General features: G+C 64.8%; 23 protein-coding genes. 11 read left to right on the top strand and 12 right to left on the bottom strand.

The genetic code is table 11. The features are described 5' to 3' along the window. Positions 1 to 27: 27 nt before the first annotated feature. Genes LY622_RS04470 through rpe form a run of 3 tightly spaced genes read right to left on the bottom strand, consistent with a single transcriptional unit; the run spans position 28 to position 1,681 of the window. Positions 28 to 693 (bottom strand): phosphoglycolate phosphatase, encoded by a 666-nt coding sequence (locus LY622_RS04470; protein WP_234289779.1) that lies wholly within the window; start codon positions 691 to 693, stop codon positions 28 to 30. Beyond that, positions 678 to 977 (bottom strand): GIY-YIG nuclease family protein, encoded by a 300-nt coding sequence (locus tag LY622_RS04465; protein ID WP_369413760.1) that lies wholly within the window; start codon positions 975 to 977, stop codon positions 678 to 680. Before LY622_RS04465 ends, LY622_RS04470 begins: the two co-directional genes overlap by 16 nt. Further along, on the bottom strand, positions 974 to 1,681 hold the full coding sequence (gene rpe, locus LY622_RS04460) for a ribulose-phosphate 3-epimerase (RefSeq protein WP_234289778.1): 708 nt from the start codon (positions 1,679 to 1,681) through the stop codon (positions 974 to 976). Before rpe ends, LY622_RS04465 begins: the two co-directional genes overlap by 4 nt. Positions 1,682 to 1,873: 192 nt before the next feature. Between rpe and cysP the strand changes: the two genes are divergently transcribed. From cysP to LY622_RS04440, 4 genes are read left to right on the top strand one after another with little or no spacing between them, the layout of a single operon-like run. Next, a complete protein-coding gene (gene cysP / locus LY622_RS04455) occupies positions 1,874 to 2,884 on the top strand; it encodes a thiosulfate ABC transporter substrate-binding protein CysP (RefSeq protein WP_234289777.1) in 1,011 nt (336 codons plus the stop codon). Beyond that, the gene (gene cysT, locus LY622_RS04450; RefSeq protein ID WP_234289776.1) at positions 2,884 to 3,741 is read left to right on the top strand and encodes a sulfate ABC transporter permease subunit CysT; all 858 of its coding nucleotides are present in this window, start codon (positions 2,884 to 2,886) and stop codon (positions 3,739 to 3,741) included. The genes cysP and cysT overlap by 1 nt, the downstream gene beginning before the upstream one ends. Continuing rightward, a complete protein-coding gene (gene cysW, locus LY622_RS04445; RefSeq protein ID WP_234279389.1) occupies positions 3,741 to 4,568 on the top strand; it encodes a sulfate ABC transporter permease subunit CysW in 828 nt (275 codons plus the stop codon). The genes cysT and cysW overlap by 1 nt, the downstream gene beginning before the upstream one ends. Continuing rightward, a complete protein-coding gene (locus LY622_RS04440) occupies positions 4,565 to 5,659 on the top strand; it encodes a sulfate/molybdate ABC transporter ATP-binding protein (RefSeq protein WP_234289775.1) in 1,095 nt (364 codons plus the stop codon). Before cysW ends, LY622_RS04440 begins: the two co-directional genes overlap by 4 nt. Positions 5,660 to 5,681: 22 nt before the next feature. On the opposite strand, the gene LY622_RS04435 is transcribed toward LY622_RS04440, so the two are convergent. Further along, a complete protein-coding gene (locus LY622_RS04435; RefSeq protein ID WP_234279391.1) occupies positions 5,682 to 6,122 on the bottom strand; it encodes a GNAT family N-acetyltransferase in 441 nt (146 codons plus the stop codon). Positions 6,123 to 6,294: 172 nt separating this feature from the next. Between LY622_RS04435 and LY622_RS04430 the strand changes: the two genes are divergently transcribed. Further along, the gene (locus LY622_RS04430) at positions 6,295 to 6,897 is read left to right on the top strand and encodes a YajG family lipoprotein (RefSeq protein WP_234279392.1); all 603 of its coding nucleotides are present in this window, start codon (positions 6,295 to 6,297) and stop codon (positions 6,895 to 6,897) included. A gap of 104 nt (positions 6,898 to 7,001) precedes the next feature. On the opposite strand, the gene LY622_RS04425 is transcribed toward LY622_RS04430, so the two are convergent. From LY622_RS04425 to LY622_RS04415, 3 genes are all read right to left on the bottom strand, one after another. Then, positions 7,002 to 7,643 carry a thiopurine S-methyltransferase gene (locus LY622_RS04425; RefSeq protein ID WP_234289774.1) on the bottom strand — a complete coding sequence of 214 codons (642 nt, stop codon included), beginning with the start codon at positions 7,641 to 7,643 and terminating at the stop codon, positions 7,002 to 7,004. Between the two features lie 25 nt (positions 7,644 to 7,668). Next, on the bottom strand, positions 7,669 to 8,247 hold the full coding sequence (locus LY622_RS04420) for a TIGR04211 family SH3 domain-containing protein (RefSeq protein ID WP_234289805.1): 579 nt from the start codon (positions 8,245 to 8,247) through the stop codon (positions 7,669 to 7,671). Between the two features lie 289 nt (positions 8,248 to 8,536). After that, positions 8,537 to 8,866, bottom strand: coding sequence for a DUF1820 family protein (locus tag LY622_RS04415; protein WP_066445539.1), 330 nt, complete (start codon positions 8,864 to 8,866; stop codon positions 8,537 to 8,539). A 245-nt stretch (positions 8,867 to 9,111) separates the two neighbouring features. Here LY622_RS04415 and miaB point away from each other — a divergent pair, with 245 nt between their 5' ends. From miaB to lnt, 5 genes are all read left to right on the top strand, one after another. Beyond that, positions 9,112 to 10,455 carry a tRNA (N6-isopentenyl adenosine(37)-C2)-methylthiotransferase MiaB gene (gene miaB / locus LY622_RS04410; protein WP_234289773.1) on the top strand — a complete coding sequence of 448 codons (1,344 nt, stop codon included), beginning with the start codon at positions 9,112 to 9,114 and terminating at the stop codon, positions 10,453 to 10,455. A gap of 75 nt (positions 10,456 to 10,530) precedes the next feature. Next, positions 10,531 to 11,616 (top strand): PhoH family protein, encoded by a 1,086-nt coding sequence (locus tag LY622_RS04405; protein WP_234289772.1) that lies wholly within the window; start codon positions 10,531 to 10,533, stop codon positions 11,614 to 11,616. Further along, positions 11,613 to 12,143, top strand: coding sequence for an rRNA maturation RNase YbeY (ybeY, locus tag LY622_RS04400; protein WP_234289771.1), 531 nt, complete (start codon positions 11,613 to 11,615; stop codon positions 12,141 to 12,143). The genes LY622_RS04405 and ybeY overlap by 4 nt, the downstream gene beginning before the upstream one ends. Next, positions 12,140 to 13,012 carry a CorC family transporter gene (locus LY622_RS04395; RefSeq protein ID WP_234289770.1) on the top strand — a complete coding sequence of 291 codons (873 nt, stop codon included), beginning with the start codon at positions 12,140 to 12,142 and terminating at the stop codon, positions 13,010 to 13,012. Before ybeY ends, LY622_RS04395 begins: the two co-directional genes overlap by 4 nt. 25 nt (positions 13,013 to 13,037) lie before the next feature. Then, positions 13,038 to 14,522 (top strand): apolipoprotein N-acyltransferase, encoded by a 1,485-nt coding sequence (gene lnt / locus LY622_RS04390; RefSeq protein ID WP_234289769.1) that lies wholly within the window; start codon positions 13,038 to 13,040, stop codon positions 14,520 to 14,522. Positions 14,523 to 15,613: 1,091 nt separating this feature from the next. Here the strand turns inward: lnt and phaC are convergent. The 5 genes from phaC to prmB all read right to left on the bottom strand — a co-directional run bounded on the left by phaC (position 15,614) and on the right by prmB (position 20,806). Further along, complete coding sequence (gene phaC, locus LY622_RS04385; protein ID WP_234289768.1) at positions 15,614 to 17,449, bottom strand: class I poly(R)-hydroxyalkanoic acid synthase; 1,836 nt, start codon at positions 17,447 to 17,449, stop codon at positions 15,614 to 15,616. 124 nt (positions 17,450 to 17,573) lie between these two features. Then, positions 17,574 to 18,011, bottom strand: a complete 438-nt coding sequence (locus LY622_RS04380) for a phasin family protein (protein ID WP_234279401.1) — start codon at positions 18,009 to 18,011, stop codon at positions 17,574 to 17,576. Positions 18,012 to 18,201: 190 nt separating this feature from the next. Further along, on the bottom strand, positions 18,202 to 18,648 hold the full coding sequence (locus tag LY622_RS04375; protein WP_234289767.1) for a DUF6489 family protein: 447 nt from the start codon (positions 18,646 to 18,648) through the stop codon (positions 18,202 to 18,204). Positions 18,649 to 18,722: 74 nt separating this feature from the next. Beyond that, on the bottom strand, positions 18,723 to 19,808 hold the full coding sequence (gene aroC / locus LY622_RS04370) for a chorismate synthase (RefSeq protein ID WP_234289766.1): 1,086 nt from the start codon (positions 19,806 to 19,808) through the stop codon (positions 18,723 to 18,725). 44 nt (positions 19,809 to 19,852) lie between these two features. Then, complete coding sequence (prmB, locus tag LY622_RS04365; protein ID WP_234289765.1) at positions 19,853 to 20,806, bottom strand: 50S ribosomal protein L3 N(5)-glutamine methyltransferase; 954 nt, start codon at positions 20,804 to 20,806, stop codon at positions 19,853 to 19,855. Positions 20,807 to 20,924: 118 nt separating this feature from the next. Here prmB and LY622_RS04360 point away from each other — a divergent pair, with 118 nt between their 5' ends. Next, the gene (locus LY622_RS04360) at positions 20,925 to 21,500 is read left to right on the top strand and encodes a Smr/MutS family protein (protein WP_234289764.1); all 576 of its coding nucleotides are present in this window, start codon (positions 20,925 to 20,927) and stop codon (positions 21,498 to 21,500) included. Positions 21,501 to 21,505 lie beyond the last annotated feature (5 nt).

The raw sequence follows: 21,505 nt of genomic DNA, 5'->3' as shown, positions 1-21,505 counted from the left end.
GCCCGGGTCCTTGATGGTGATAATTGGCTAAACGAGTTCTGCCAGTGAAACAACCAGGCCGTCGGGACGGCTGTCCTGCACCGGTTCGCCATGATTGTAGCCATAGGGAACCGCCAGGGTGCGAAAACCGGCCGCGCGACCGGCAGCGATGTCATGGCGAGAGTCACCTACCATCAGGCAGGTCGATGGCGACAGGTCGAAGTGAGCGGCCACGTGAAGCAGCGGGGCCGGATCGGGCTTCTTCTGCGGCAGGCTGTCGCCGCCAAGGCAGAGCGCAAAATGCCGCTCGAGGCCGAACTGCGCCAGGATCGGCTCGATAAAGGCGTAGGGCTTGTTGGTGACCAGCGTCAGGATCCAGTCGCCTGCCTGCAGGGCGTCCAGCGTTTCGCGCACCCCGGGGTAGAGCCGAGTACGCGAGCCGGGATCGCGGCCGTAGCATCTGAGGAAGGCCTCATGGGAACGGGCCAGGGCCTCCTCGCCGGGCAAGTGCCCCTGAGCAAAGGTCAGCGCCCGCTCGACAAGCGTCCACGAGCCGTTGCCGACCCAGTCGCGCACCCGCGCCTCGCCTGCCACTGGCAAGCCGAGCTCGCCCAGGCTGGCATCCACTGCCGCCGCCAGGTCAGGCACCGAATCGATCAGGGTGCCATCCAGATCGAAGCTGATCAGCCGGATATCTTTCAGAATGGGGTGCATGGCGCTTCCTCGCTGACCTGCCGGTTCTTGATCCAGCTGCGCTTGCCCACCGCCGAGAGCCGCTTGACCTCCGCCTCGAGCCGCAGCGCATCTCCGTGGCTGCCCACCGGCTCCTGATGCACCAGCGTAAGCGGCCCACGCCCGCGCAGGGCCTTGGCACCCCGCCCCGCCTCATGTTGAGCCATGCGCCGGGCGACGTCGGTGGTGATCCCGGTATAGAGCGCGCCTTGAGGTGTCTCGAGCATGTAGAGGTACCACAGCGGGGCCTGGGCACCTCCGTTCACCGGGGAGCGACTCCGGCCAGCTGCTCGCGGAAGTCGCGGAGCACGCTGTCGTAGCGATGCGGGTCGGCAGCGTTGGCGGCCTTGAAGATCGCGGAGCCGGCCACGAAGGTGTCGGCACCGGCCGCAGCGATCTCGGCAATGTTGTCGACCTTGACCCCACCGTCGATCTCGAGGCGAATCGCCCGCCCCGAGGCGTCGATGCGTTGGCGCGCCGCGCGCAGCTTGTCCAGGGTGCCCGGCAGGAAGGCCTGGCCGCCGAAGCCGGGATTGACGCTCATCAGCAGGATCATGTCGACCTTGTCCATCACGTGGTCGAGGAAGGAGAGCGGCGTCGCCGGGTTGAACACCAGCCCCGCCTTGCAGCCGCCATCGCGAATCAGCTGCAGCGAGCGGTCGATATGGTCCGAGGCCTCCGGGTGGAAGGTGATGTAGGTGGCGCCGGCATCGATGAAGTCGCCGATCAGCCGATCCACCGGCTTGACCATCAGGTGAGCGTCGATGGGGGCCGTCACGCCATGCTTGCGCAGCGCCTCGCAGACCATGGGCCCGATGGTCAGGTTGGGTACGTAGTGGTTGTCCATGACGTCGAAATGGACGATGTCGGCCCCGGAGGCCAGCACGTTGTCCACTTCTTCGCCCAGGCGGGCGAAGTCGGCGGAGAGTATGGAGGGGGCAATGAGAAAATCGCGGGTCGCGTCGGTCATGTCATGTCCAGGCTATCGCTCGGAAAGAGTGGCCCGCATTCTAGCAGGAACCGCCAGGGACGGGGGAATGGGGCGCAGCGGGCGAAGAAAACCGCCACAGTCATATTTCAAAAACGAATAAAAAACACGATTGTAATTCCTCATTGTCAGATTTAACCTTGTCATCACTGTTTCCTTATTGGAGTGTCTCGCATGCCACTGCTGTCGACCGTTCGCCGCACCGCGCTTGCCGTTGCCCTGGGGGTCAGCCTGGCCACCCCGGCCCTGGCCGCCGAGCGCGAGATTCTCAACTCCTCCTATGACATCGCCCGCGAGCTCTTCTCCGCCATCAATCCGGAATTCCGCGACTGGTGGCAGGCCGAGCAGGGAGAGGAGATCGCCATTCAGCAGTCCCACGGTGGCTCCTCCGCCCAGGCCCGCGCCATCCTTCAGGGGCTGCGCGCCGACGTGGTGACCTACAATCAGGTGACCGACGTCCAGGTGCTCGCCGATGCCGGGCTGGTGGCCGAGGACTGGCAGGAACTGCTGCCCAACAATGCCTCGCCCTACTACTCCACCACGGCCTTCCTGGTACGCAAGGACAACCCCAAGGGCATCGAGAGCTGGGACGATCTGGTGCGTGAAGACGTCAAGGTGGTCTTCCCCAACCCCAAGACCTCCGGTAACGGCCGCTACACCTACCTGGCCGCCTGGGGCTTTGCCCAGCAGCACTTCGATGGCGACGAGGAGCAGATCCACGACTTCATGCGCACCTTCCTGCGCAACGTGGCAGTGTTCGACACCGGCGGCCGCGGCGCCACCACCAGCTTCATCGAGCGCGGCATCGGCGACGTGCTGATCAGCTTCGAATCCGAGGTGAACAACATCCGCGGCGAGTACGGTCGTGACGACTACGAGGTGATCGTGCCGCCGGTCAGCATCCTGGCCGAATTCCCGGTGGCGGTAGTCGAGCCCAATGCCGAGCGCAACGGCACCCAGGACCTGGCCCAGGCCTATGTCGAGTACCTCTACAGCGAAGAGGCCCAGCGCATGCTGGCCGGCTTCAACTATCGCGTCCATCACGAAGCGGTCGTGGAGGAGTTCGCCGATCAGTTCCCCGAGACCGATCTGCTGCGGGTCGAGGATATCGTCGGTAGCTGGGAGCAGGCCATGGACGAGCACTTCGCCGGCGGCGCCCTGCTGGATCAGCTACAGCGCCGCTGATGATCACACTCGCGACTCGCGCCGGCAGTACCCCCAAGCGGGTGCTGCCGGGCTTCGGCCTTTCGCTCGGTATCAGCCTGATGTTCATCTCGCTGGTGCTGCTGCTGCCGCTGACCGGGCTGTTCGGTCAGCTGGCGGGGCTCAGCCTGGCCGAGTACTGGGCGATCGTCACCGAAGGCCGGGTGGTGGCCAGTTACATGGTCACCATCGGTGCGGCCGCGGTGGCCGCCCTGGTCAACGGCGCCTTCGGGCTGCTGCTCGCCTGGGTGCTGGTGCGCTACGAATTCCCCGGCAAGCGCCTGCTCGACGCGCTGATGGACCTGCCCTTCGCCCTGCCCACCGCCGTCGCCGGCATCACCCTGGCAACGCTCTACTCCAGCAACGGCTGGATGGGGCGGCTGCTGGAGCCGCTGGGCTTCCAGGTCGCCTACACCTGGGTGGGTATCGCCCTGGCCATGGCCTTCACCAGCATTCCCTTCGTGGTGCGCACGGTACAGCCGGTGCTGGAGGACCTGCCCCACGAGGTGGATGAGGCCGCCCTGACCCTCGGCGCCTCGGACGGCACGGCCTTTCGCCGCGTGATCCTGCCGCACCTGTGGCCGGCCCTGGTTACCGGCACCGGGCTCGCCTTCGTGCGCTCGCTGGGTGAATTCGGCGCCATCATCTTCATCGCCGGCAACATGCCCTACGAGACCGAGATCACCGCGCTGATGATCTTCGTCAAGCTGCAGGAGTACGACTATGTCGGCGCCTCGGCCATCGCCTCGGTGGTGCTGTTCGTCTCGCTGGCCCTGCTGCTGGTGATCAATATCTGGCAGGGCCGCTTCATCAAGCGACTGCATGGGGGGGCGGGCTGATGCAACGGATCGGTGATGCGCCCCGGGTTCGGCGCCTGCTCGTCTTCCTGGCCGTGGCCCTTTCGGGGCTCTTCCTGCTGCTGCCGCTGGTGGCGATCTTCGCCCAGGCCTTCGCCCAGGGGGTAGGGGTATTCTGGAGCAACGTCAGCAACGAATACACCGTGGCGGCCATCGGGCTGACCCTGTTCATCGCCCTGCTGACGATCCCCGTCTGCCTGGTGTTCGGCGTGGCGCTGGCATGGCTGGTTACCCGCTTTCGCTTTCCCGGCCGGCGGATCCTGCAGACCCTCATCGATATCCCCTTTGCGGTCTCGCCGGTGGTCGCCGGCCTGATCTACCTGCTGCTCTATGGCCGTACCGGCTGGCTCGGCAGCTGGCTCGACGGCTACGACATCCAGCTGATGTTTGCCTGGCCCGGCATATTGATGGTGACCATCTTCGTCACCTGCCCCTTCGTGGCTCGTGAGCTGATACCGCTGATGCAGGCCCAGGGCTCCCGGGAAGAGGAAGCCGCCGTGACCCTCGGGGCACCGGGCTGGACCGTCTTTCGCCGGGTGACGCTGCCCAATATCCGCTGGGCACTGCTCTACGGCGTGATACTGACCAATGCACGTGCGGTGGGGGAATTCGGCGCCGTCTCGGTGGTCTCCGGCGCCATCCGCGGCCAGACCAACACCCTGCCGCTGCACCTGGAGCAGCTGTACCAGGATTACAATACCGTGGGCGCCTTCGCCAGCGCATCGCTGCTGGCCTTCATCGCCCTGCTCACGCTGGTTGCCAAGGCCAGCCTGGAATGGCGCGCCGCGCGCCGGGAGGTTCACGCATGAGCATCCGCCTTCAGAATATCGCCAAGCACTTCGGCACGAGCCGCGCCCTGGAGCCAGTGAACCTGGACATACGCGACGGTGAGCTGATCGGCCTGCTGGGGCCCTCCGGCTCCGGCAAGACCACCCTGCTGCGTATCATTGCCGGCCTGGAGACCGCCGATCGCGAACCCGCCGGCCGCATCCTGTTCGGCAATCGCGATGTCACCAACCTGCACGTGCGGGACCGCCGCATCGGCTTCGTCTTTCAGCACTATGCGCTGTTTCGCCACATGACCGTGTTCGACAACGTGGCGTTCGGTCTTACCGTGATGCCGCGCAAGAGCCGGCCCACCAGCGGCGAGATCCGCGCCCGGGTGCATCGACTGCTGGAAATGGTCAAGCTCGAGGAGCTGGCGAGCCGTTACCCTGCACAGCTCTCCGGCGGCCAGCAGCAGCGCGTCTCGCTGGCCAGGGCGCTGGCCTTGCGCCCCGAGGTGCTGCTGCTCGACGAGCCCTTCGGTGCGCTGGATGCCAAGGTGCGTCAGGAGCTGCGCCGGTGGCTGCGCCACCTGCACGATGAACTCAACTTCACCAGCGTCTTCGTTACCCACGATCAGGAAGAGGCGCTGGAACTATCCGACCGTGTGGTGGTGATGAGCAATGGCCGTATCGAGCAGATCGATACCCCGGATACCCTCTACCGGACGCCGACCAACCGCTTCGTATTCGAGTTCCTGGGTGATGTGAACCACCTGGAAGGCTCGGTACGGGATGGCGTCCTGACCTGTGGCGATGCCCGACTTGCAGTGGACCTGCCCGACGGCGCGGAAGAGTTGCTGCTGCGTCCCCACGAGGTGGAGCTGGTGGAAACCGCAACGGCCAACGCGCACCTGCCGGTCACCGTGACGGCGATCTCGCCGGTGGGTGCCGAGGTCAGGGTGGAGCTGGAGGCCGATTGGCTGGGAGAGCCCTGGCTGGCGACCGTGCGCCATGCCGATTACGAGCGCCTGCGGCTGACCCGCGGCATGCGACTGTTCGCGGTGCCGCGGCGCTGGCACCGATTTCCCGACGAGCGCAGCACGCCTGAACGCAAGCGACTAGAGGCCGCCTGAACCGGCCGATGGCCCGACAGGATCACTCGACGTTGGGCTGGCGGGACCAGGCCATCAGGGTTTCGCTCTCGCCGCTCAGCGGTTCGAGACGATCCTCCACCGATTGAAAGCCGAGCCTGCGGTAGAACGAGACGGCACGCACGTTGCGCGAATAGACGCACAGGGTGATTCGCTCACGGCACGTCATGGCATGGGCCATCAAGTGCGTGCCGTGGCCGAAGCGCTGGAAGTCCGGGTCGATGAACAGCGCCTCGAGGTGGTCGCCGTTGAGGGCCGCGAAGCCGATGATGCTGCCACCCAGCTCCAGTACGTGCGTTTCGGCGCCAGGCAGATAGCGCGTGGCCATGTCGTGGGCGCGACGCTGCCAGAACTCGGCGGGAATGAAATCGTGGGCCAGCTGCGAGGCGCGCAACCAGATATCGACGAGGTGCGGCATGTCCTCCTTGGCTGCGAGTCGAATCATGAGCGTTCTCCTGAGTGGAACCCCATTGTAACCGCTCTGCCGCCGACGTACTCAACGCTGTTACGCTTGGCCTCGTCGCGGCTATACTCGCCATCTGTGCCAGCTCAAGGCCTTGCACCGTGATCGCCCACCTCCCGTCGCCACCCTCCATTCTCACTCAGGAGAGTCCCAGATGATTCGACGCCCCTTTCGCCTTACGACGTTGCGTGCAGCCGCCTTGCTGCTGGCTAGCGCCCTGCTGGCAGGCTGTGCCAGCCCACACTATCTGCAGTTGAATCCACAGCGTACCGCCGACGTCCCGACAACCGGGGGTGGCCAGGCCATCACGGTCATGGCGGTGGATGACCGCGACGGCGAGGTGATCGGCACGCGTAGCGGCAGCGCCATGGCGACATCCACCATCACCGTCAGCGCCCACGAGCTGGTGCCACGGCTGCAGCGCGAAGCCGAGCGCGCCGTGCGGGAGATGGGCTTCTCCCCCACCACGGAGCCGGCTGAGGGGCGGCCAAGCCTGACCCTCACCCTGCTCCACCTGGGGTATGAGCGCGGCGAGAGTCGGCCGGTCATCGACGAGGCCCGCCTGGAGGCAGTCTTCGAAGCCAGGGCGGTCAACGGTGGCAACACCTATACCGGCACCTACACCTCGCGCCGCACTCAGAGCTATGCGCTTCGTCCGGATCGCGACACCAACGCGCGCATGCTCAACGACCTGCTGAGCGACGGCCTCGATCGCGCCTTCCGCGACCCGGAACTGGGCCAGCTGCTGGCACGCTGAGCGAGCCACTGTATCTCCCTCGCATCTCTTCCTGCCAAACCAGAAGCGGGCGCCCAAATGGGCGCCCGCCTGGTTTGTCCTGCTCTCTAGGGTCCCCGCTCCCGCTAGACGGCGGGCCCGCGGCGCACCATGGCCCAGACACTTTCACGAAAACCGCTGCCCTCTTCGGGCTCCCCATCCTCCAGGTGAGTGACCAGGAAGTTGGGCTCGAAGAGTTCGCGCACCTCGTCGGCAGTGACGCTGAACGGTGGACCGCCGCCCTCGTCGCTCGGGGCGCGCATCAGGCTGATCAACAACCCACGCGCGCCGGGCGGGATCAGCTGGGCGAGGTGAAAGGCATAGCGCTGGCGGGTCGCCGGCGGCAATGCGATCAGCGCCGCCCGGTCATAGAAGGCGTCGATCTCGGCCGCCTGCTCGATATGGAAATGAAAGAAATCGCCACACCACAGCTCGACGCTGCCCTGGCGGCAAATCGCGAAGGGCTCCTGCCGATAGCGGGATATCTCCCCGGCCCCCTCGGCGACGAACTGCTCGATTGCCTCCTCGGCCAGTTCAATGCCCAGCACCGGATGATCGTGCTGGGCGAGCCAGCGCATGTCGAGACTCTTGCCACAGAGCGGCACCAGCACCTTGGTGCCTGGTCTCGCCCCGAGCAGTGGCCAGTGCTGAATCAGCGCAGGATGCACCTGTGGACGGTGAAACCCGATGCGTCCTTCCCGCCAGCGATTTAGCCATTCCCCGGGCATAGCCTCTCCTTCAGAACCAGCGGTATCAGAACCAGCGGTCGCGCTTGCGTTTCTTGCGCGGAAGATGGGGGATGATCAGCCCCACCAGGAGGCCGGCACCGGCGACCCCGCCGCCATACATGAAATAGCGAATCAGCAGGTCTTCTTCCTGGGTGTCCAGTCGAGCCTGCAGCTGACGTATGGTCTGGCGTGACCGGTCGGCTTCACTGTCGAGCTGGCGATTGCTCGCCTCCAGCTCGGCAATGCGCTGCTCGCGGACCTCCAGGGTCTCGGTCATCGCCGAGACCCGCTCCTCCCAGGTCTCGTTGATGCCGCCAAGCTCCTCTTCCAGCTCGGCCACCTGTCTTTCAAGCACCGGCAACTGCTGGCGCGCACTCGGCTCCTCCTGCAATTCCCCACTGAGTACCCAGACGGTATTGCCCTCGGTGTTGCGCACCCGGCTGTAGTCGCCGCTGGTTTCAAGCACGCTTACCGGTTCACCGGAGGTCAGGGTGCCGACAATGCGGTAGCCATCGGTCGGTCCGCTGCGAACATAGGTGGTGAGTTCGTCGGATACCCAATGGGTAGCGTTCGTATTCTGCTGGGCGTGCAGCGGCAGGGCCATCAGCCCCAGTGTGACGCCCGCCATGAGGGTCTTGAATCTATGCATTGTCATGCCGTTGTCCTGCTATCGAAGGCTCCTGCGGCAGCTGCTGCGCCGCGACCTGTATGCCGCCGTCGAACCTCCCGTTCGCACTGCGGCCGATGAGACCATTGTCGAAGAGGGCTATCCACAGCTTCTGTGGATAAGTCCCGGGAAAACCGCTGGAAAGACCCTGCCACCTGTTGCCCCATATGGCCCCGGGTCGAACTGGTCACTTCATGACCAGCGCCCCGAAGCCGCTAGCCCCCTTCTAACTCTCCCCCCTGGGCGGCGGCATCGGCGCCCGGGGAAACTCGGCGATCCGTCCTTCGCTCTTGACTGCCCGAGCCGGCCCCTCACGCTCCACTTCGTCGATACGGACGATGGAGTTGATCGGCAGATAGCTGCGGGTCACACCGTCGAAGGTGTGGCGCAGCTTGTCGGCCGAGGGATCCACCACCAGCTTCGAGCGGTCCTGGAAGACGAATTCCTCGATCTCGATGAATCCCCAGAGGTCGCTTTGGAATATCTCGCGGGCGTAGAGTTCCCACACTTCACCTTGTTGGTGAAAAACCACCCGATAGATCGGCTTGGCCGCCATAAGGCCGTCATTCCTTCCCGTTCGATTGACCGTTGTGTGCCCGAGTATCGAGGCACACGCCTGCAGACTCGCAAGCGTAACACAGTCGATGGACGACGAGACCACCACGCTGGCCCCGCTGCCCCTGGTTCCGTATAATGTTTCCATCTTCGAGAACGGCCCGGCAGGCTGGCCGAGCCGCATTCCCGCGACACTCCACTCACCGGTGACGCAAGCGTCGGGCAACCGATCGCGACCCTATTCTTATGGCGAAGAAACTCTTCATCAAGACCCACGGCTGCCAGATGAACGAGTACGACTCCGCTCGCATGGCGGATCTGCTCGGCGAATCCCATCAGTTGGAACTGACCGACGACGAAGGCGACGCCGACGTCATCCTTCTCAATACCTGCTCGATTCGCGAGAAGGCCCAGGAGAAGGTCTTCCACCAGCTCGGTCGCTGGAAGAAACTCAAGGAGGCCAATCCCGACCTGGTGATCGGCGTGGGAGGCTGCGTGGCCAGTCAGGAAGGGGAGGCTCTGCGCAAGCGCGCCCCCCATGTCGACATGGTCTTCGGCCCCCAGACCCTGCACCGTGTCCCGGCTATGCTCGACTCCCGGCGCAACGATCAGATTTCCGTGGTCGACGTCACCTTCCCGGAGATCGAGAAGTTCGATCACCTGCCCAGCCCCAGCTCGGACGGGGCCACCGCCTTCGTCTCGGTCATGGAAGGCTGCTCCAAGTACTGCACCTTCTGTGTCGTGCCCTATACCCGCGGCGAGGAAGTCTCACGCCCCTTCGAGTCGGTCATGGACGAAGTCATCCACCTGGCCGATCAGGGGGTACGCGAGATCAACCTGCTGGGACAGAACGTCAATGCCTACCGCGGGGAGAACCAGCTCGGTGACGAGATCGACCTGGCCGAGCTGATCGCCTGCGTGGCGGCGGTGGAAGGCATCGATCGCGTCCGCTTCACCACGTCTCACCCGGTGGAGTTCACCGACAGCCTGATCGAGGCCTATGGCGAGGTACCGGAACTGGTCAGCCACCTGCACCTGCCGGTACAGGCCGGCTCCGACCGTATTCTGGCAGCGATGAAGCGCGGCCACACCGTCGAGGAGTACGTGGAGAAGCTGGAGCGCATCCGCAAGCTGCGCCCCGACATCAGCTTCTCGTCGGACTTCATCATCGGCTTCCCCGGCGAGACCGAAGCGGATTTCGAAGCGACCATGGACCTGATCCATCGCATCGGCTTCGACCACTCCTTCAGCTTCGTCTATTCGGCCCGCCCCGGCACGCCGGCGGCAAGCCTCGCCGACGATACTCCCGAGAGCGTCAAGAAGCAGCGCCTGGCGATTCTTCAGGAGCGTATCATCCAGCAGGCCATGCAGATCAGCCGCCGGATGGTAGGGTCGACCCAGCGCATTCTGGTCACCGGCTTCTCGCCGAGGGATCCAGGCCAGCTCTCGGGGCGTACCGAGAACAACCGGGTGGTCAATTTCCGTGCCGCCAACCCCACCGAGCTGATCGGCCACTTCGTCGACGTGACCATCACCGAAGCGCTACCCAACTCGTTACGTGGCGAGCTGCACTCACCGGCACTACACTGAGCATTCTGTCATTGCCCCGGCCTTCGCCGGGGCAGTAAGCTGAGCCCACATTCGCAACGCATGGATCCCCTTGTCTTGAGCCAGCCAACTTCTCAGGCGAACCGCATCATCACATTGAGCCTCGAACCCAATGACCCCCAGCGTCTGGCCAATCTCTGCGGTCAGCGCGATGAGCACCTCAAACTGGTCGAGGAACGACTCGGCGTCACCCTTCGCAATCGCGGCAACGTGTTCCAGCTGGCAGGCCCCGGGCATCGGGTGAAGGCGGCCGCCAATGTGCTGGAGCACCTCTATCGCGAAGCCGAAACCGGTGATCTATCGCCGGATACGGTGCACCTGTTCCTGCAGGAATCCGGTCTCGAGGCGCTGGAAGAGGAAGAGGGGCACGAAGACGGCGACGTCCTGCTGCGCACGCCCAAGGTATTGATCAAGCCCCGCGGCCAGAACCAGCAGAGCTATGTCACCAGCATTCGCGCCCATGACATCAACTTCGGCATCGGCCCGGCCGGTACCGGCAAGACCTACCTGGCCGTAGCCGCAGCGGTGGAGGCGCTCAACCACCAGGAAGTTCGTCGCATCCTGCTGGTGCGTCCGGCCGTGGAGGCAGGTGAAAAACTTGGTTTCCTGCCCGGCGACCTGGCCCAGAAGATCGACCCCTACCTGCGCCCGCTCTATGACGCCCTCTACGAGATGCTGGGCTTCGAGCAGGTCGGCAAGCTGATCGAACGGCAGGTGATCGAGATCGCCCCGCTGGCCTACATGCGTGGGCGCACCCTGAACAATGCCTTCATCATTCTCGACGAGAGCCAGAACACCACTCGCGAGCAGATGAAGATGTTCCTGACTCGTATCGGCTTCGGCTCAACCGCCGTGATCACCGGCGACGTCACCCAGGTCGACCTGCCCCGTGGGGCGAGTTCCGGCCTGATCCAGGTGCTGGAGGTGCTGCGAGGCACCCCCGGCATCGGCGTCACGCACTTCGCCGCCAAGGATGTGGTACGCCACCCTCTGGTACAGCGCATCATCGAGGCCTACGAGAGCTTCGAGGCCGAGCAGGAGGTCCAGGACCGCGCCAGGGTCGAGGCCCGCACCCGCGAGCGCGAGTCGCTGCGCCAGGAGCGCGAGCGCCAAAGGGGCAGCAAGGACTACGGCGAGACATGAGCCCGCCAGCGATAGTCGACCGTCAGATCGCCTCCACGGGCAGCCCCCTGCCGAAGCAGCCGGTGCTCGCATCCTGGGTCGACGCCGTACTGGCTCACTTCCCGGAAGAGCGCCGCACCGAGGTCACTATCCGCATTGTCGATGCCGACGAGAGCCAGTCCCTCAACCGGGACTATCGCGGCCGCGACCGGCCCACCAACGTGCTCTCCTTCCCTTTTGAAGCGCCCCCCGGCATCGAGCTGCCGCTGCTCGGCGACCTGGTGATCTGTCACCCCGTGGTGCTGCAGGAAGCCCTCGAGCAGAACAAGCGACTCGAAGACCACTACGCTCACCTGGTGGTACATGGCACACTGCATCTGCTCGGGCATGATCATGTCGACGAGACAGACGCCGACATCATGGAGCAGCTGGAGCGCGATATCCTGGCGACCTTTTCCATTGCCGACCCGTATCTGCCGGTTCGGGACATGAGTGGCGGCAGTGGCGAGCGACACTTCGATAGCGAGGACGAGAGACTCGACCCATGAGTGAAGACCGATCGACCGGCCAGGGTGGAAAGTCCTGGCTAGAGAAACTACTCGGCGCCCTCTCGGGTGACAATGATGGTCCCAGTTCACGGGAAGAGCTGATGGAGTTCCTGCGCCAGGCCGGCACTCGTCTGAAGCTGGAGCAGGACGCGATGATGATCATCGAGGGGGCCCTGAACATCAGCGACCAGCAGGTGCGCGAAGTACTGATACCCCGCTCCCAGGTCGCGGCCATTGCCGCCGACCAGCCGCCGGACGAATACCTGGCGCTGATCGACGAGACGGGACACTCCCGTTACCCGGTCATCGGAGAGAACCTCGACGAGATCAAGGGGCTGCTGCTGGTCAAGGACCTGCTGCGCTTGCTCAACTGCCCGGACGAGGAGCGCGATAACTTCCGTATCGAGGATATCCTGCGTCCCGCCATGTTCGTACCGGAGTCCAAGCGACTCAACAGCCTGCTCAAGGAGTTTCGCGACACCCACAACCACATGGCGGTGGTGGTCGACGAATATGGCGGTACCGCCGGCATCGTGACCATCGAGGATATTCTCGAACAGATCGTCGGCGATATCGAAGACGAGCACGATACCGACGAGGAAGACGATATCCGCGAGCTGGGCGAAGGTCGCTATGCCATCCGCGCCCTGACGCCGATCGAGGACTTCAACGAACGCTTCGGTACCGGCTTCTCCGACGATGAATTCGATACGGTCGGCGGCCTGGTCATGCAGCGCTTCGGCCACCTGCCCGGCCGCGGTGAACATGCCGAGCTGGGCGGCTGGCGCTTCACCGTGCTCAACGCCGACAATCGCCGCATCCGCCTGCTGGAAGCAGCCCCAAGCAGCAACGCGCTCACGGACGAATAGTTACGCCAGGAAGCCACGACGACCCATGACGGAAATCCGCCTCTCCCCCGCAGTGGCCTATCTCCTGGCCCTGCTCGCCGGCGTGCTCACCACGCTGACCGCCTCCCCTTTCGAGCTCTGGTGGCTCGGCCCCATCGCCGCCGGGCTGATGGTCCTGGGCATCCACTACCTGTCGCCCCTCCAGGCCGCGCTGAAGGGCTGGTGCTATGGGGTCGGGCTGTTCGGCTCCGGCGCTTCCTGGGTCTATGTGTCGATTCACGACTACGGCTACACCGGGGTGCCGCTGGCACTGTTCCTGACCACCCTGTTCGTCTGCTCCATGGCGCTGTTCTACGCCGCGACACTCTGGCTCTATCGCCGGCTGACAGGCCCTCGCCTCGCTTTCCTCACCTTTGCCGGTGCCTGGGTGCTCGGCGAGTGGCTGCGCACCTGGCTGTTCACCGGCTTCCCCTGGCTGCTGCTCGGCAGCGCCCATGTGGACTCCCCGCTGGCAGCATGGGCACCGGTCGGCGGCGTCTACCTGCTCTCCCTGCTGACCGTGCTTACCGGAACGCTCGGCGTCGAGTTCCTGCGTCGCCGCTGGTGGGCCGCAGCACCCGTGGCTGCATTCTGGCTGGCCCCGCTGGTCCTGCCGACCCAGTGGACCTCGCCCGCCGGCGAGCCCCTGCGCGTCGCCCTGCTGCAGGGCAATCTGCCGCAGCTGATCAAGTGGACGCCGGAAGGCCGTCGAATGGCGGCCAATACCTATCTGGAGATGACCCGGGAACAGGCCGACGATATCGACCTGATCATCTGGCCGGAAGCGGCGTTGCCGATGTTCGAGGATGAAGCCACGGCGATTCTGGAGCGTGCCCAGTCCACCATGCCGCCAGGCAGCGCCCTGCTCACCGGCATACTGCAGCGCGAAGATCGCGGGCTCTACTACAACAGCGTGATCGGCGTCGGCAATACGGAAGGCGAGTACCGCAAGGCGCACCTGGTGCCCTTCGGCGAGTATCTGCCGCTGGAGCGCTGGCTGCGCGGCACCATCGCCTTCTTCGACCTGCCGATGCCGGCCATGACCCCGGGGCCGGAGGGACAACCGCCGATCCAGGCCCTGGGCACCACCATCGGCAACGCCATCTGCTACGAGATCATCTACGCCGACCTGGTGGCCGATCGAGCGCGCAACTCCGAGCTGCTGCTGACGGTATCCAATGACACCTGGTTCGGCGAGTCGATCGGTCCGCTACAGCATCTGCAGATGGCTCGCCTGCGCGCCCTCGAGAATGGCCGCTATGTGGTGCGCGCCACCAGCAATGGCGTCACCGTGATCATCGACCCCCAGGGCCGCATCACCGCCCGAGCCCCCCAGTTCGAGACCACCTACCTCACCGGGGAAGCCACGCCGATGCAGGGCCTCACGCCATTCACCCGCACCGGCAGCTGGCCAGTCTGGCTGCTCGCCGTGCTGCTGGTGCTGCCGGGGCTTTGGCTGAAACGTCGTGCCTATGTGACTGCCAAAGCCTGAGGCTGGTATTTCGGGCGATGGCGGCCTCCGCCAAGGCGCCTGTCGGCGCCAGTCGCGATGCGGAGTCGGAGCGCCGAACCGAGCGCTCCAACAGCGATCCTTTCCGCCAACGGCGCCACTCCGTTGTGGGAGCAGCTTCAGCTCGCGACCGCGGTGTTGCCAACGCGGGCGATAACCACTGACCTTGCAGCCTCCGCCGGGCGCCTGTCGGCGCCAGTCGCGATGGGGACCAGCGCTCCAACAGCGATCCTTTCCACCAACGCCGCCACTCCGTTGTAGGAGCAGCTTTAGCTCGCGACTGGAGGCTGAAAGCCTCCCGGCGGTGTTGCCAACGCTGGCGATAGCCACTGCCCTCGCAGCCTCCGCCAAGGCGCCTGCCGGCGCCAGTCGCGATGGAAACCAGCGCTCCAACAGCATCTCTTCCGCCAACGGCGCTACTCCGTTGTGGGAGCAGCTTCAGCTCGCGACTGGAGGCTGCAAGCCTCCCGGCGGTGTTGCCCAGCATTCGCGATAGCCTCTAACGTGCCAGCCTCCGCCGAGGCGCCTATCGGCGCCAGTCGCGATGCGGAGCAGCGCTCCGACAGCGATCCTTTCCGCCAACGCCGCCACTCCGTTGTGGGAGCAGCTTCAGCTCGCGACCGCGGTGTTGCCAACGCGGGCGATAACCACTGACCTTGCGGCCTCCGCCGAGGCGCCTATCGGCGCCAGTCGCGATGCGGAGCAGCGCTCCAACAGCGGTCTTATCCTCCAAAGGAGAGAGAAAAAACTGTTGGAGCAGCTTTAGCTCGCGACTGGAGGCCGAAGGACTCCCGGCGGTGTTTCCCTGCGCTTGCGATAGCCACTGCCCTTGCGACCTCCGCCAAGGCGCCTGCCGGCGCCAGTCGCGATGGGGACCAGCGCTCCAACAGCGATCCTCTCCGCCAGGGAGAGATAAGTAACTGTCGGAGGTAGCTTTAGCTCGCGACTGGAGGCCGAAGGACTCCCGGCGGTGTTGCCCTGCGCTTGCTATAATCACGGACCTTGCATCGCCAAAAAAAACGTGGCCCGCTCAAGGCGGGCCACGTTGATTCCTTCTCGTCGATGCCTGCCGATTACTCCTTCGGCGGCACTTCTCCCAGCACCTCGGGGATAGTGGTACGCACGTAGCGCCCCGGCGCTTCCTCGAGCAGCGGCAGTTCGCCCTCGCCCGGCTGGCGCGCCGGCACCATCTTTTCCGGGTCGGCGTAGCCGCCCTCGGTCATCCACTGCTGCCAGTGCGGCCACCAGGAACCCTCGTGGCCCTCGGCGCCGGCCAGCCACTCTTCATGGCTGTCGGGCAACTCGCTGTTGGTCCAGTAGCCGTACTTGTTCCTTTGCGGAGGGTTCACGATACCGGCGATATGACCGGAGCCACCCAGTACGAAGGTCGTCGGCCCCTTGGGCAACAGGGCGCCGTAATAGGTGCTGTTCCACTTGGCGATATGGTCGTCGCGGGTCGAGATAAAATAGCTCGGCGTGGAAACCTTGCGCAGGTCGATCTTGACCCCGTCCAGCTCGATGCCGCCGGGCTGCACCAGGCGATTCTCAAGATACATGCTGCGCAGGTACCAGCCGTGCGTCGCCGCCGGCAGGTTGGTGCCGTCGGTGTTCCAGTAGAGCAGATCGAATGGCGCCGGGTTCTCACCCTTCAGGTAGTTGCTGATATAGAACGACCAGAAGAGATCGTTCTCGCGCAGCAGGTTGAAGGTATAGGCCATGGAGCGACCGTCGAGATAGCCATCCTTCTCGAGTCGTGCCTCGATCCCGGCCAGGACCGGCTCGCTGAGGAGCACCCCGATCTCGCCCGGGTCGCGGAAATCCTGCAGGGTGGCCATGTAGGTCACGGACCTGACCTTGCGGCCGCGGCGGGTGCTGGTGAGATAGGCCACGGTGGATGCCGTCAGGGTTCCGCCGACGCAGTAGCTGAGCAGATTGACCGACTTCTCGCCACAGGCCTGCTCGATGGCCTCCATGGCGGTGATCGGCCCCATCTGCATGTAGTCGGCCCAGGTCAGGTCCCGCTGCTCGGGCCCCGGGTTGCGCCAGGAGATCAGGAAGACGGTATGGCCCTGATCCACCAGCCACTTGACCATGGAGTTGTCCGGACGCAGGTCGAGGATATAGTACTTGTTGATCCAGGGGGGCACGACCAGCAGCGGTGTCTTGAACACCGTCTCGGTCGTGGGGGTGTACTGGATCAACTGGATCAGTTCATTCTCGAACACCACATGACCGGGCGTCACGGCGATGTTCTCACCCACCTCGAAGGCGCTGCGATCGGTCATGCTCACATTCAGACCATCGGCGGAATTGGCCAGGTCCTCGCGCAGCCGAGTCAGGCCATCGACCAGGTTCTGGCCGCGGGTCTCCATGGTACGCCGCATCACTTCGGGGTTGGTGGAGATGAAATTGGTGGGCGCCATGGCGTTGACCAGTTGGCGAGCATAGAAGGCCAGGTTGCGCTTCTGCTGCTCGGGCAGCCCCTCCAGGCGCTCTATCAGCTCTTCGACCAGACGCGAGAAAAGCAGGTACTGCTGCATGATCGCCTGATAGTAGGGATCGTTGCTCCAGGCCTCGTCGTTGAAGCGTCGGTCGCCGCGCAGCGGCGTCACCAGGGGCTCTACCGGCTCGCCGTTGGCGGACCGCAGGGCGTTCTGCCACAGCTGCCATTGATCCTGCAGCAGGCGGGCCTGGGTCTGCCACACCAGCTGGGGATTACTCATAAGGGACTCGGCGCCAGCCTGGAAGGCTTCCCGCATATCGCTCTGGATGGTATCGGCCGCCGCATCGGGCGCCATTTTTGCGAGGAGGTCCTGCATCAACGCCTGATACTGCTGCCCCATTTCCTGCAGCTGCGCATTCCACTCTTCCCACTCGACTTGTGATGGACCTTCCAACCCTGACAGCATTGCCCACTCCTGATCATCGACTCACGGCGTGACTTTCAACGAACCGCCTCCACAGGACCCTGCGGAAGGGCGCTGTGGAGGCGATGACACCGCCCGGAGATACCGGGCGGCGCCTAGACTTTTTTCAGCTCTTGCGCGAAGACTGACTGGTTGCCTTGGCCGGTGTATCGGACTTGCCCGAACTGGCCGGCTTGGCACTCGCCCCGCTCTCGCTTGCCTGGTCGGCCAGCTGCTGGCCGGCCTCACCGAGCAGTTTCTCCAGCTCGGAGCGGAACTCCTGGCTCATCTCGCTCAAGGCCTGGGCATCCTCCATCATCTGCTTGGAGAGCTCGTTCATCATTTCGGCCTGCTGAGCGCCGAACTGCTGGAGATCTTCGGCGTCACTGATTTCCGAGGCACTGCGCATACGCTCGGTACCCAGCTGACTATAGCGCTTCATGGCTTCCAGCTGGTACTCGGTCATCTTTTCCATATTGCCGAGCATCAGCGAGTTGAGCTTGCGCATGGGCTCGAAGAAGCGGCGCGTCTGCTGATTGAAGTTGTCGATCATCTTGTCCTGCATGGCGGTAACCTCCTGTGGACCTAAAAGTCATGCGGGGCGCAGCGCCGATCATCCATCAGTCAAGCTGCACGGCATGAATGCTGCACTGCACAAAGCGTAGTCTGCCACGCCCTCGGTTGCAACTTAATGTTGCTCAATCCAAGGTGGCACACTCGCCGATTTCGCACCTGAAGCCATTGTCCTGGCCGGGTCACTCACTGCGTCGCGACCGCGAGCGAGCACTTGCCGTGCCTGCCCGCTTGCTGCTCTTCTTTGCCTCGGCCGGCTCTGGCTTCTGCTCGCCCTTGGCCTCTGCCTTTTCCTTTCTTGCTCCGGCTCTTTCCTCTTCGGGCTCTGCTTGGTCCGCCTTGCCGCTACTGGCCTTGCGCAGCATATCCAGCATCATCTGCTGGTAGGTACCAAAGCTGGCGAGCCCCTGGGACAACCCCTGGGTCATGCCCTGAGAAAGCCCCTGGGAGAGCCCCTGTTGCTGCAGGAAAGGCTGCATAAGGCTCATGGGGTCGTAGCCCTCGACCCCGGACTCCATCTGCTTGTGAATGCGGTTCAGCAAGTCCTGCTGGAAAGCCTCGACATCGGGCAGGCCCAGGGAGCGGCGGAACTCGTCAGGGGTCAGGTCGAACTCGACGTTGATCTTCATGGCGGTACTCGGCTCAAGTGGTCTGTTGAGTGTAGCAGCCAGCCAGGCCCAGCGGGCCTGGCCCGGAATCCGATTCAGCGCAGCACCGGCGTGGTGACGCGCACGTCGGCATTCTGCGCCCGGTGACGCAGCAGGTGGTCCATCAGGGTCAGCGCCATCATGGCTTCGGCGATCGGCGTGGCACGGATCCCCACGCAGGGGTCGTGGCGCCCCTTGGTGATCACTTCGACCGGCTGGCCATGTACGTCGATGGAGCGCCCCGGCGTAGTGATGCTCGAGGTCGGCTTGAGCGCCAGATGCGCGACCAGCTGCTGTCCCGAGGAGATGCCGCCGAGCACGCCGCCGGCATGATTGGAGAGAAACCCCTCCGGCGTCATTTCGTCGCGGTGCTCACTGCCCCGCTGCGACACGGCGGCGAAGCCGTCGCCGATCTCCACGCCCTTGACGGCATTGATGCTCATCAAGCCATGCGCCAGCTCGGCATCGAGCCGGTCGAAAACGGGCTCACCGAGCCCCGGGGGCAGGCCATCGGCCACCACGGTGATCTTCGCACCCACCGAATCCTGGGCCCGGCGCAGTTCATCCATGAAGGCCTCGAGCTCGGCCACCCTGTCCGGGTCGGGACAAAAGAAGGGGTTGTCGTGTACCGCCTCCCAGCTCTTGAAGGCGATCTCGATGGGGCCGAGCTGGCTCATGTAGCCGCGCACCTCGATGCCCCGGGTAGCCAGGTACTTCTTGGCGATCCCCCCCGCCGCCACCCGCATCGCGGTTTCCCGGGCGCTGGAACGGCCACCGCCCCGGTAGTCACGAACACCGTACTTGTGATGGTAGCTGTAGTCGGCGTGGGCGGGGCGGAACTGGTCCTTGATGTTCGAGTAGTCCTTGGAACGCTGGTCGGTGTTCTCGATCAGCAGCCCGATGGAGGTACCCGTGGTCACCCCCTCGAACACGCCGGAGAGGATCTTCACCTGGTCGGGCTCGCGGCGCTGCGTGGTGTGACGTGACGTGCCGGGGCGCCGACGGTCCAGGTCCTGCTGCAGGTCGGCCTCGGTCAACGGCAGGCCCGGCGGGCACCCGTCGACGATGGCGCCAAGGGCCGGACCATGGCTCTCGCCGAAGGTGGTGACGGTGAACAGCTTGCCGAATGTGTTGCCGGACATGGACGTGCCTCCTGAATGATGCTGTCGATGATCGCTGCCAGCGATCAGGCGAAGGACGCCGCATGGGCGTCGAGTTCCGCGGCGGAGAGGGCGAAGACTCCCTGACCGCCGCGCTCGAAGTCGAGCCACAGGAAAGGCACCTCGGGGAAGGCGGCCTCCAGGTGGCGGTCCGAATTGCCCACTTCGACGATCAGCACCCCGTCCTCGGTGAGATGCTCACGGGCCTGGCGCAGGATACGCCGGACGATATCGAGCCCGTCATGTCCCGCCTCCAGCGCCAGGTTCGGCTCATGGCGAAACTCGGAGGGCATGGTGGCCAGGTCACGGGCATCCACGTAGGGAGGGTTGGAGACGATCAGGTCGTAGCGCTGGCCGCCGAGGCCGTCGAATACATCCGACAGCACGGCCCGCACCCTGGCACCCACCTCATGACGCTGGATGTTCTGCTTGGCCACCGCCAGCGCTTCCGGACTGATATCGGCCAGGTCGACGTCGCAGGTGGGCAGGTGCAGCGCCGTGGCGATACCGATGCAGCCCGATCCGGTACAGAGGTCGAGCACCCGGGTCGGCGGTTGCTCCGGAAACCACGCCTCGAACCCCGATTCGATGAGCTCGGCAATCGGCGAACGGGGAATCAACACTCTTTCGTCCACGTGGAAGGGGAAGCCGGCGAAGAAGGCTTCGCCCAGCAGGTAAGGCAGCGGGCGCCGGGTGGTGATGCGTTCGCGTACCAGGGCCACGACACGCAGGCGCTCCATGGGCAGCAGCCGCGCATCCAGCACCGCAGGATCGACGTTCCAGGGCAGGTGCAGCGAACCCAGCACCAGGGCGACCGCCTCGTCCCAGGGCGAATCGGTGCCGTGCCCATGGAACAGGCCGGCCAGATGAAACTCGCTGGCACTCCAGCGCAGGTAGTCGCGTAGCGTGACGAGGTCGGCGCAGAGGGCCGCATCGCCCAGACTGAGCGTCGAACGGGAAACGGGAGAGGATTCGGCCACGTGGGTTCCTGTGGGATCGGTTGCTGACAGGGGTCGATTGTACCCGCGGTGGCCAACGGTTCACAGTCGCGCTCAGGCCGCTATACTGTGCGCCTCGAACCCTCCCCATGAGTAGCACATGAGCCGACGCCGCCGCCCACCGGATGAAGACGATGTCAGCGCCTTTCGCCAGGCACTGCATGAAGCCGGCGTGAGGCGTATCGTCAGCGAACGTGCCGATCCCGGGCGACCACGCCGCAAGGATCCGTCGGCGGCCGAGCGGCGCGCCGCGGCGGTTGCCGCGGGGAACAGCGACACCACCAGCCGCACCAGCGATGGCCGCGTGGAGCCCGTGCGCCCATCGGAGCCGCTCGATTTTGCCCTGCCCGACCTGCCCCACCGCACCCGCACCCAGCTCAAGCGAGGGCGCATTGCCTGGGAGGCGGGGCTCGACCTGCACGGCCTTACGCTGGACGAGGCACGCAGCGAGCTGGAGGGGTTTCTGCGTGACGCTACCGCCGGTCGCATGCGCTGCGTGCTGATCGTGCACGGCAAGGCATGGGGCAGCACCGCCAACTACCCCGTGATCAAGAGCCATGTGAACGCCTGGCTGCGCGAATGGCCCGCGGTACTCGCCTTCTGCTCGGCCCTGGATGCCGATGGGGGCACCGGCGCGGTCTATGTCCTGCTACGCCGCCGTGGCCAGGATGCCTAGCAAAC

Origin of the sequence: Halomonas alkalisoli (genome assembly GCF_021412585.1) — a bacterium.
Taxonomy (GTDB): Bacteria; Pseudomonadota; Gammaproteobacteria; order Pseudomonadales; family Halomonadaceae; genus Halomonas; species Halomonas alkalisoli.
This window is presented reverse-complemented; position numbering and strand designations above follow the sequence as displayed.

Excerpts from the sequence above, each read along its gene's own strand:
- LY622_RS04435 (WP_234279391.1), bottom strand. The coding sequence starts at position 6,122 with ATGATTCGACTCGCAGCCAAGGAGGACATGCCGCACCTCGTCGATATC.
- LY622_RS04470 (WP_234289779.1), bottom strand. The coding sequence starts at position 693 with ATGCACCCCATTCTGAAAGATATCCGGCTGATCAGCTTCGATCTGGAT.
- miaB (WP_234289773.1), top strand. The coding sequence starts at position 9,112 with ATGGCGAAGAAACTCTTCATCAAGACCCACGGCTGCCAGATGAACGAG.
- rpe (WP_234289778.1), bottom strand. The coding sequence starts at position 1,681 with ATGACCGACGCGACCCGCGATTTTCTCATTGCCCCCTCCATACTCTCC.
- LY622_RS04430 (WP_234279392.1), top strand. The coding sequence starts at position 6,295 with ATGATTCGACGCCCCTTTCGCCTTACGACGTTGCGTGCAGCCGCCTTG.
- cysP (WP_234289777.1), top strand. The coding sequence starts at position 1,874 with ATGCCACTGCTGTCGACCGTTCGCCGCACCGCGCTTGCCGTTGCCCTG.
- cysT (WP_234289776.1), top strand. The coding sequence starts at position 2,884 with ATGATCACACTCGCGACTCGCGCCGGCAGTACCCCCAAGCGGGTGCTG.
- LY622_RS04380 (WP_234279401.1), bottom strand. The coding sequence starts at position 18,011 with ATGCAGGACAAGATGATCGACAACTTCAATCAGCAGACGCGCCGCTTC.
- aroC (WP_234289766.1), bottom strand. The coding sequence starts at position 19,808 with ATGTCCGGCAACACATTCGGCAAGCTGTTCACCGTCACCACCTTCGGC.
- LY622_RS04440 (WP_234289775.1), top strand. The coding sequence starts at position 4,565 with ATGAGCATCCGCCTTCAGAATATCGCCAAGCACTTCGGCACGAGCCGC.
- LY622_RS04395 (WP_234289770.1), top strand. The coding sequence starts at position 12,140 with ATGAGTGAAGACCGATCGACCGGCCAGGGTGGAAAGTCCTGGCTAGAG.
- LY622_RS04360 (WP_234289764.1), top strand. The coding sequence starts at position 20,925 with ATGAGCCGACGCCGCCGCCCACCGGATGAAGACGATGTCAGCGCCTTT.
- ybeY (WP_234289771.1), top strand. The coding sequence starts at position 11,613 with ATGAGCCCGCCAGCGATAGTCGACCGTCAGATCGCCTCCACGGGCAGC.
- LY622_RS04425 (WP_234289774.1), bottom strand. The coding sequence starts at position 7,643 with ATGCCCGGGGAATGGCTAAATCGCTGGCGGGAAGGACGCATCGGGTTT.
- cysW (WP_234279389.1), top strand. The coding sequence starts at position 3,741 with ATGCAACGGATCGGTGATGCGCCCCGGGTTCGGCGCCTGCTCGTCTTC.
- lnt (WP_234289769.1), top strand. The coding sequence starts at position 13,038 with ATGACGGAAATCCGCCTCTCCCCCGCAGTGGCCTATCTCCTGGCCCTG.
- LY622_RS04420 (WP_234289805.1), bottom strand. The coding sequence starts at position 8,247 with ATGGCCCTGCCGCTGCACGCCCAGCAGAATACGAACGCTACCCATTGG.
- LY622_RS04415 (WP_066445539.1), bottom strand. The coding sequence starts at position 8,866 with ATGGCGGCCAAGCCGATCTATCGGGTGGTTTTTCACCAACAAGGTGAA.
- phaC (WP_234289768.1), bottom strand. The coding sequence starts at position 17,449 with ATGCTGTCAGGGTTGGAAGGTCCATCACAAGTCGAGTGGGAAGAGTGG.
- LY622_RS04375 (WP_234289767.1), bottom strand. The coding sequence starts at position 18,648 with ATGAAGATCAACGTCGAGTTCGACCTGACCCCTGACGAGTTCCGCCGC.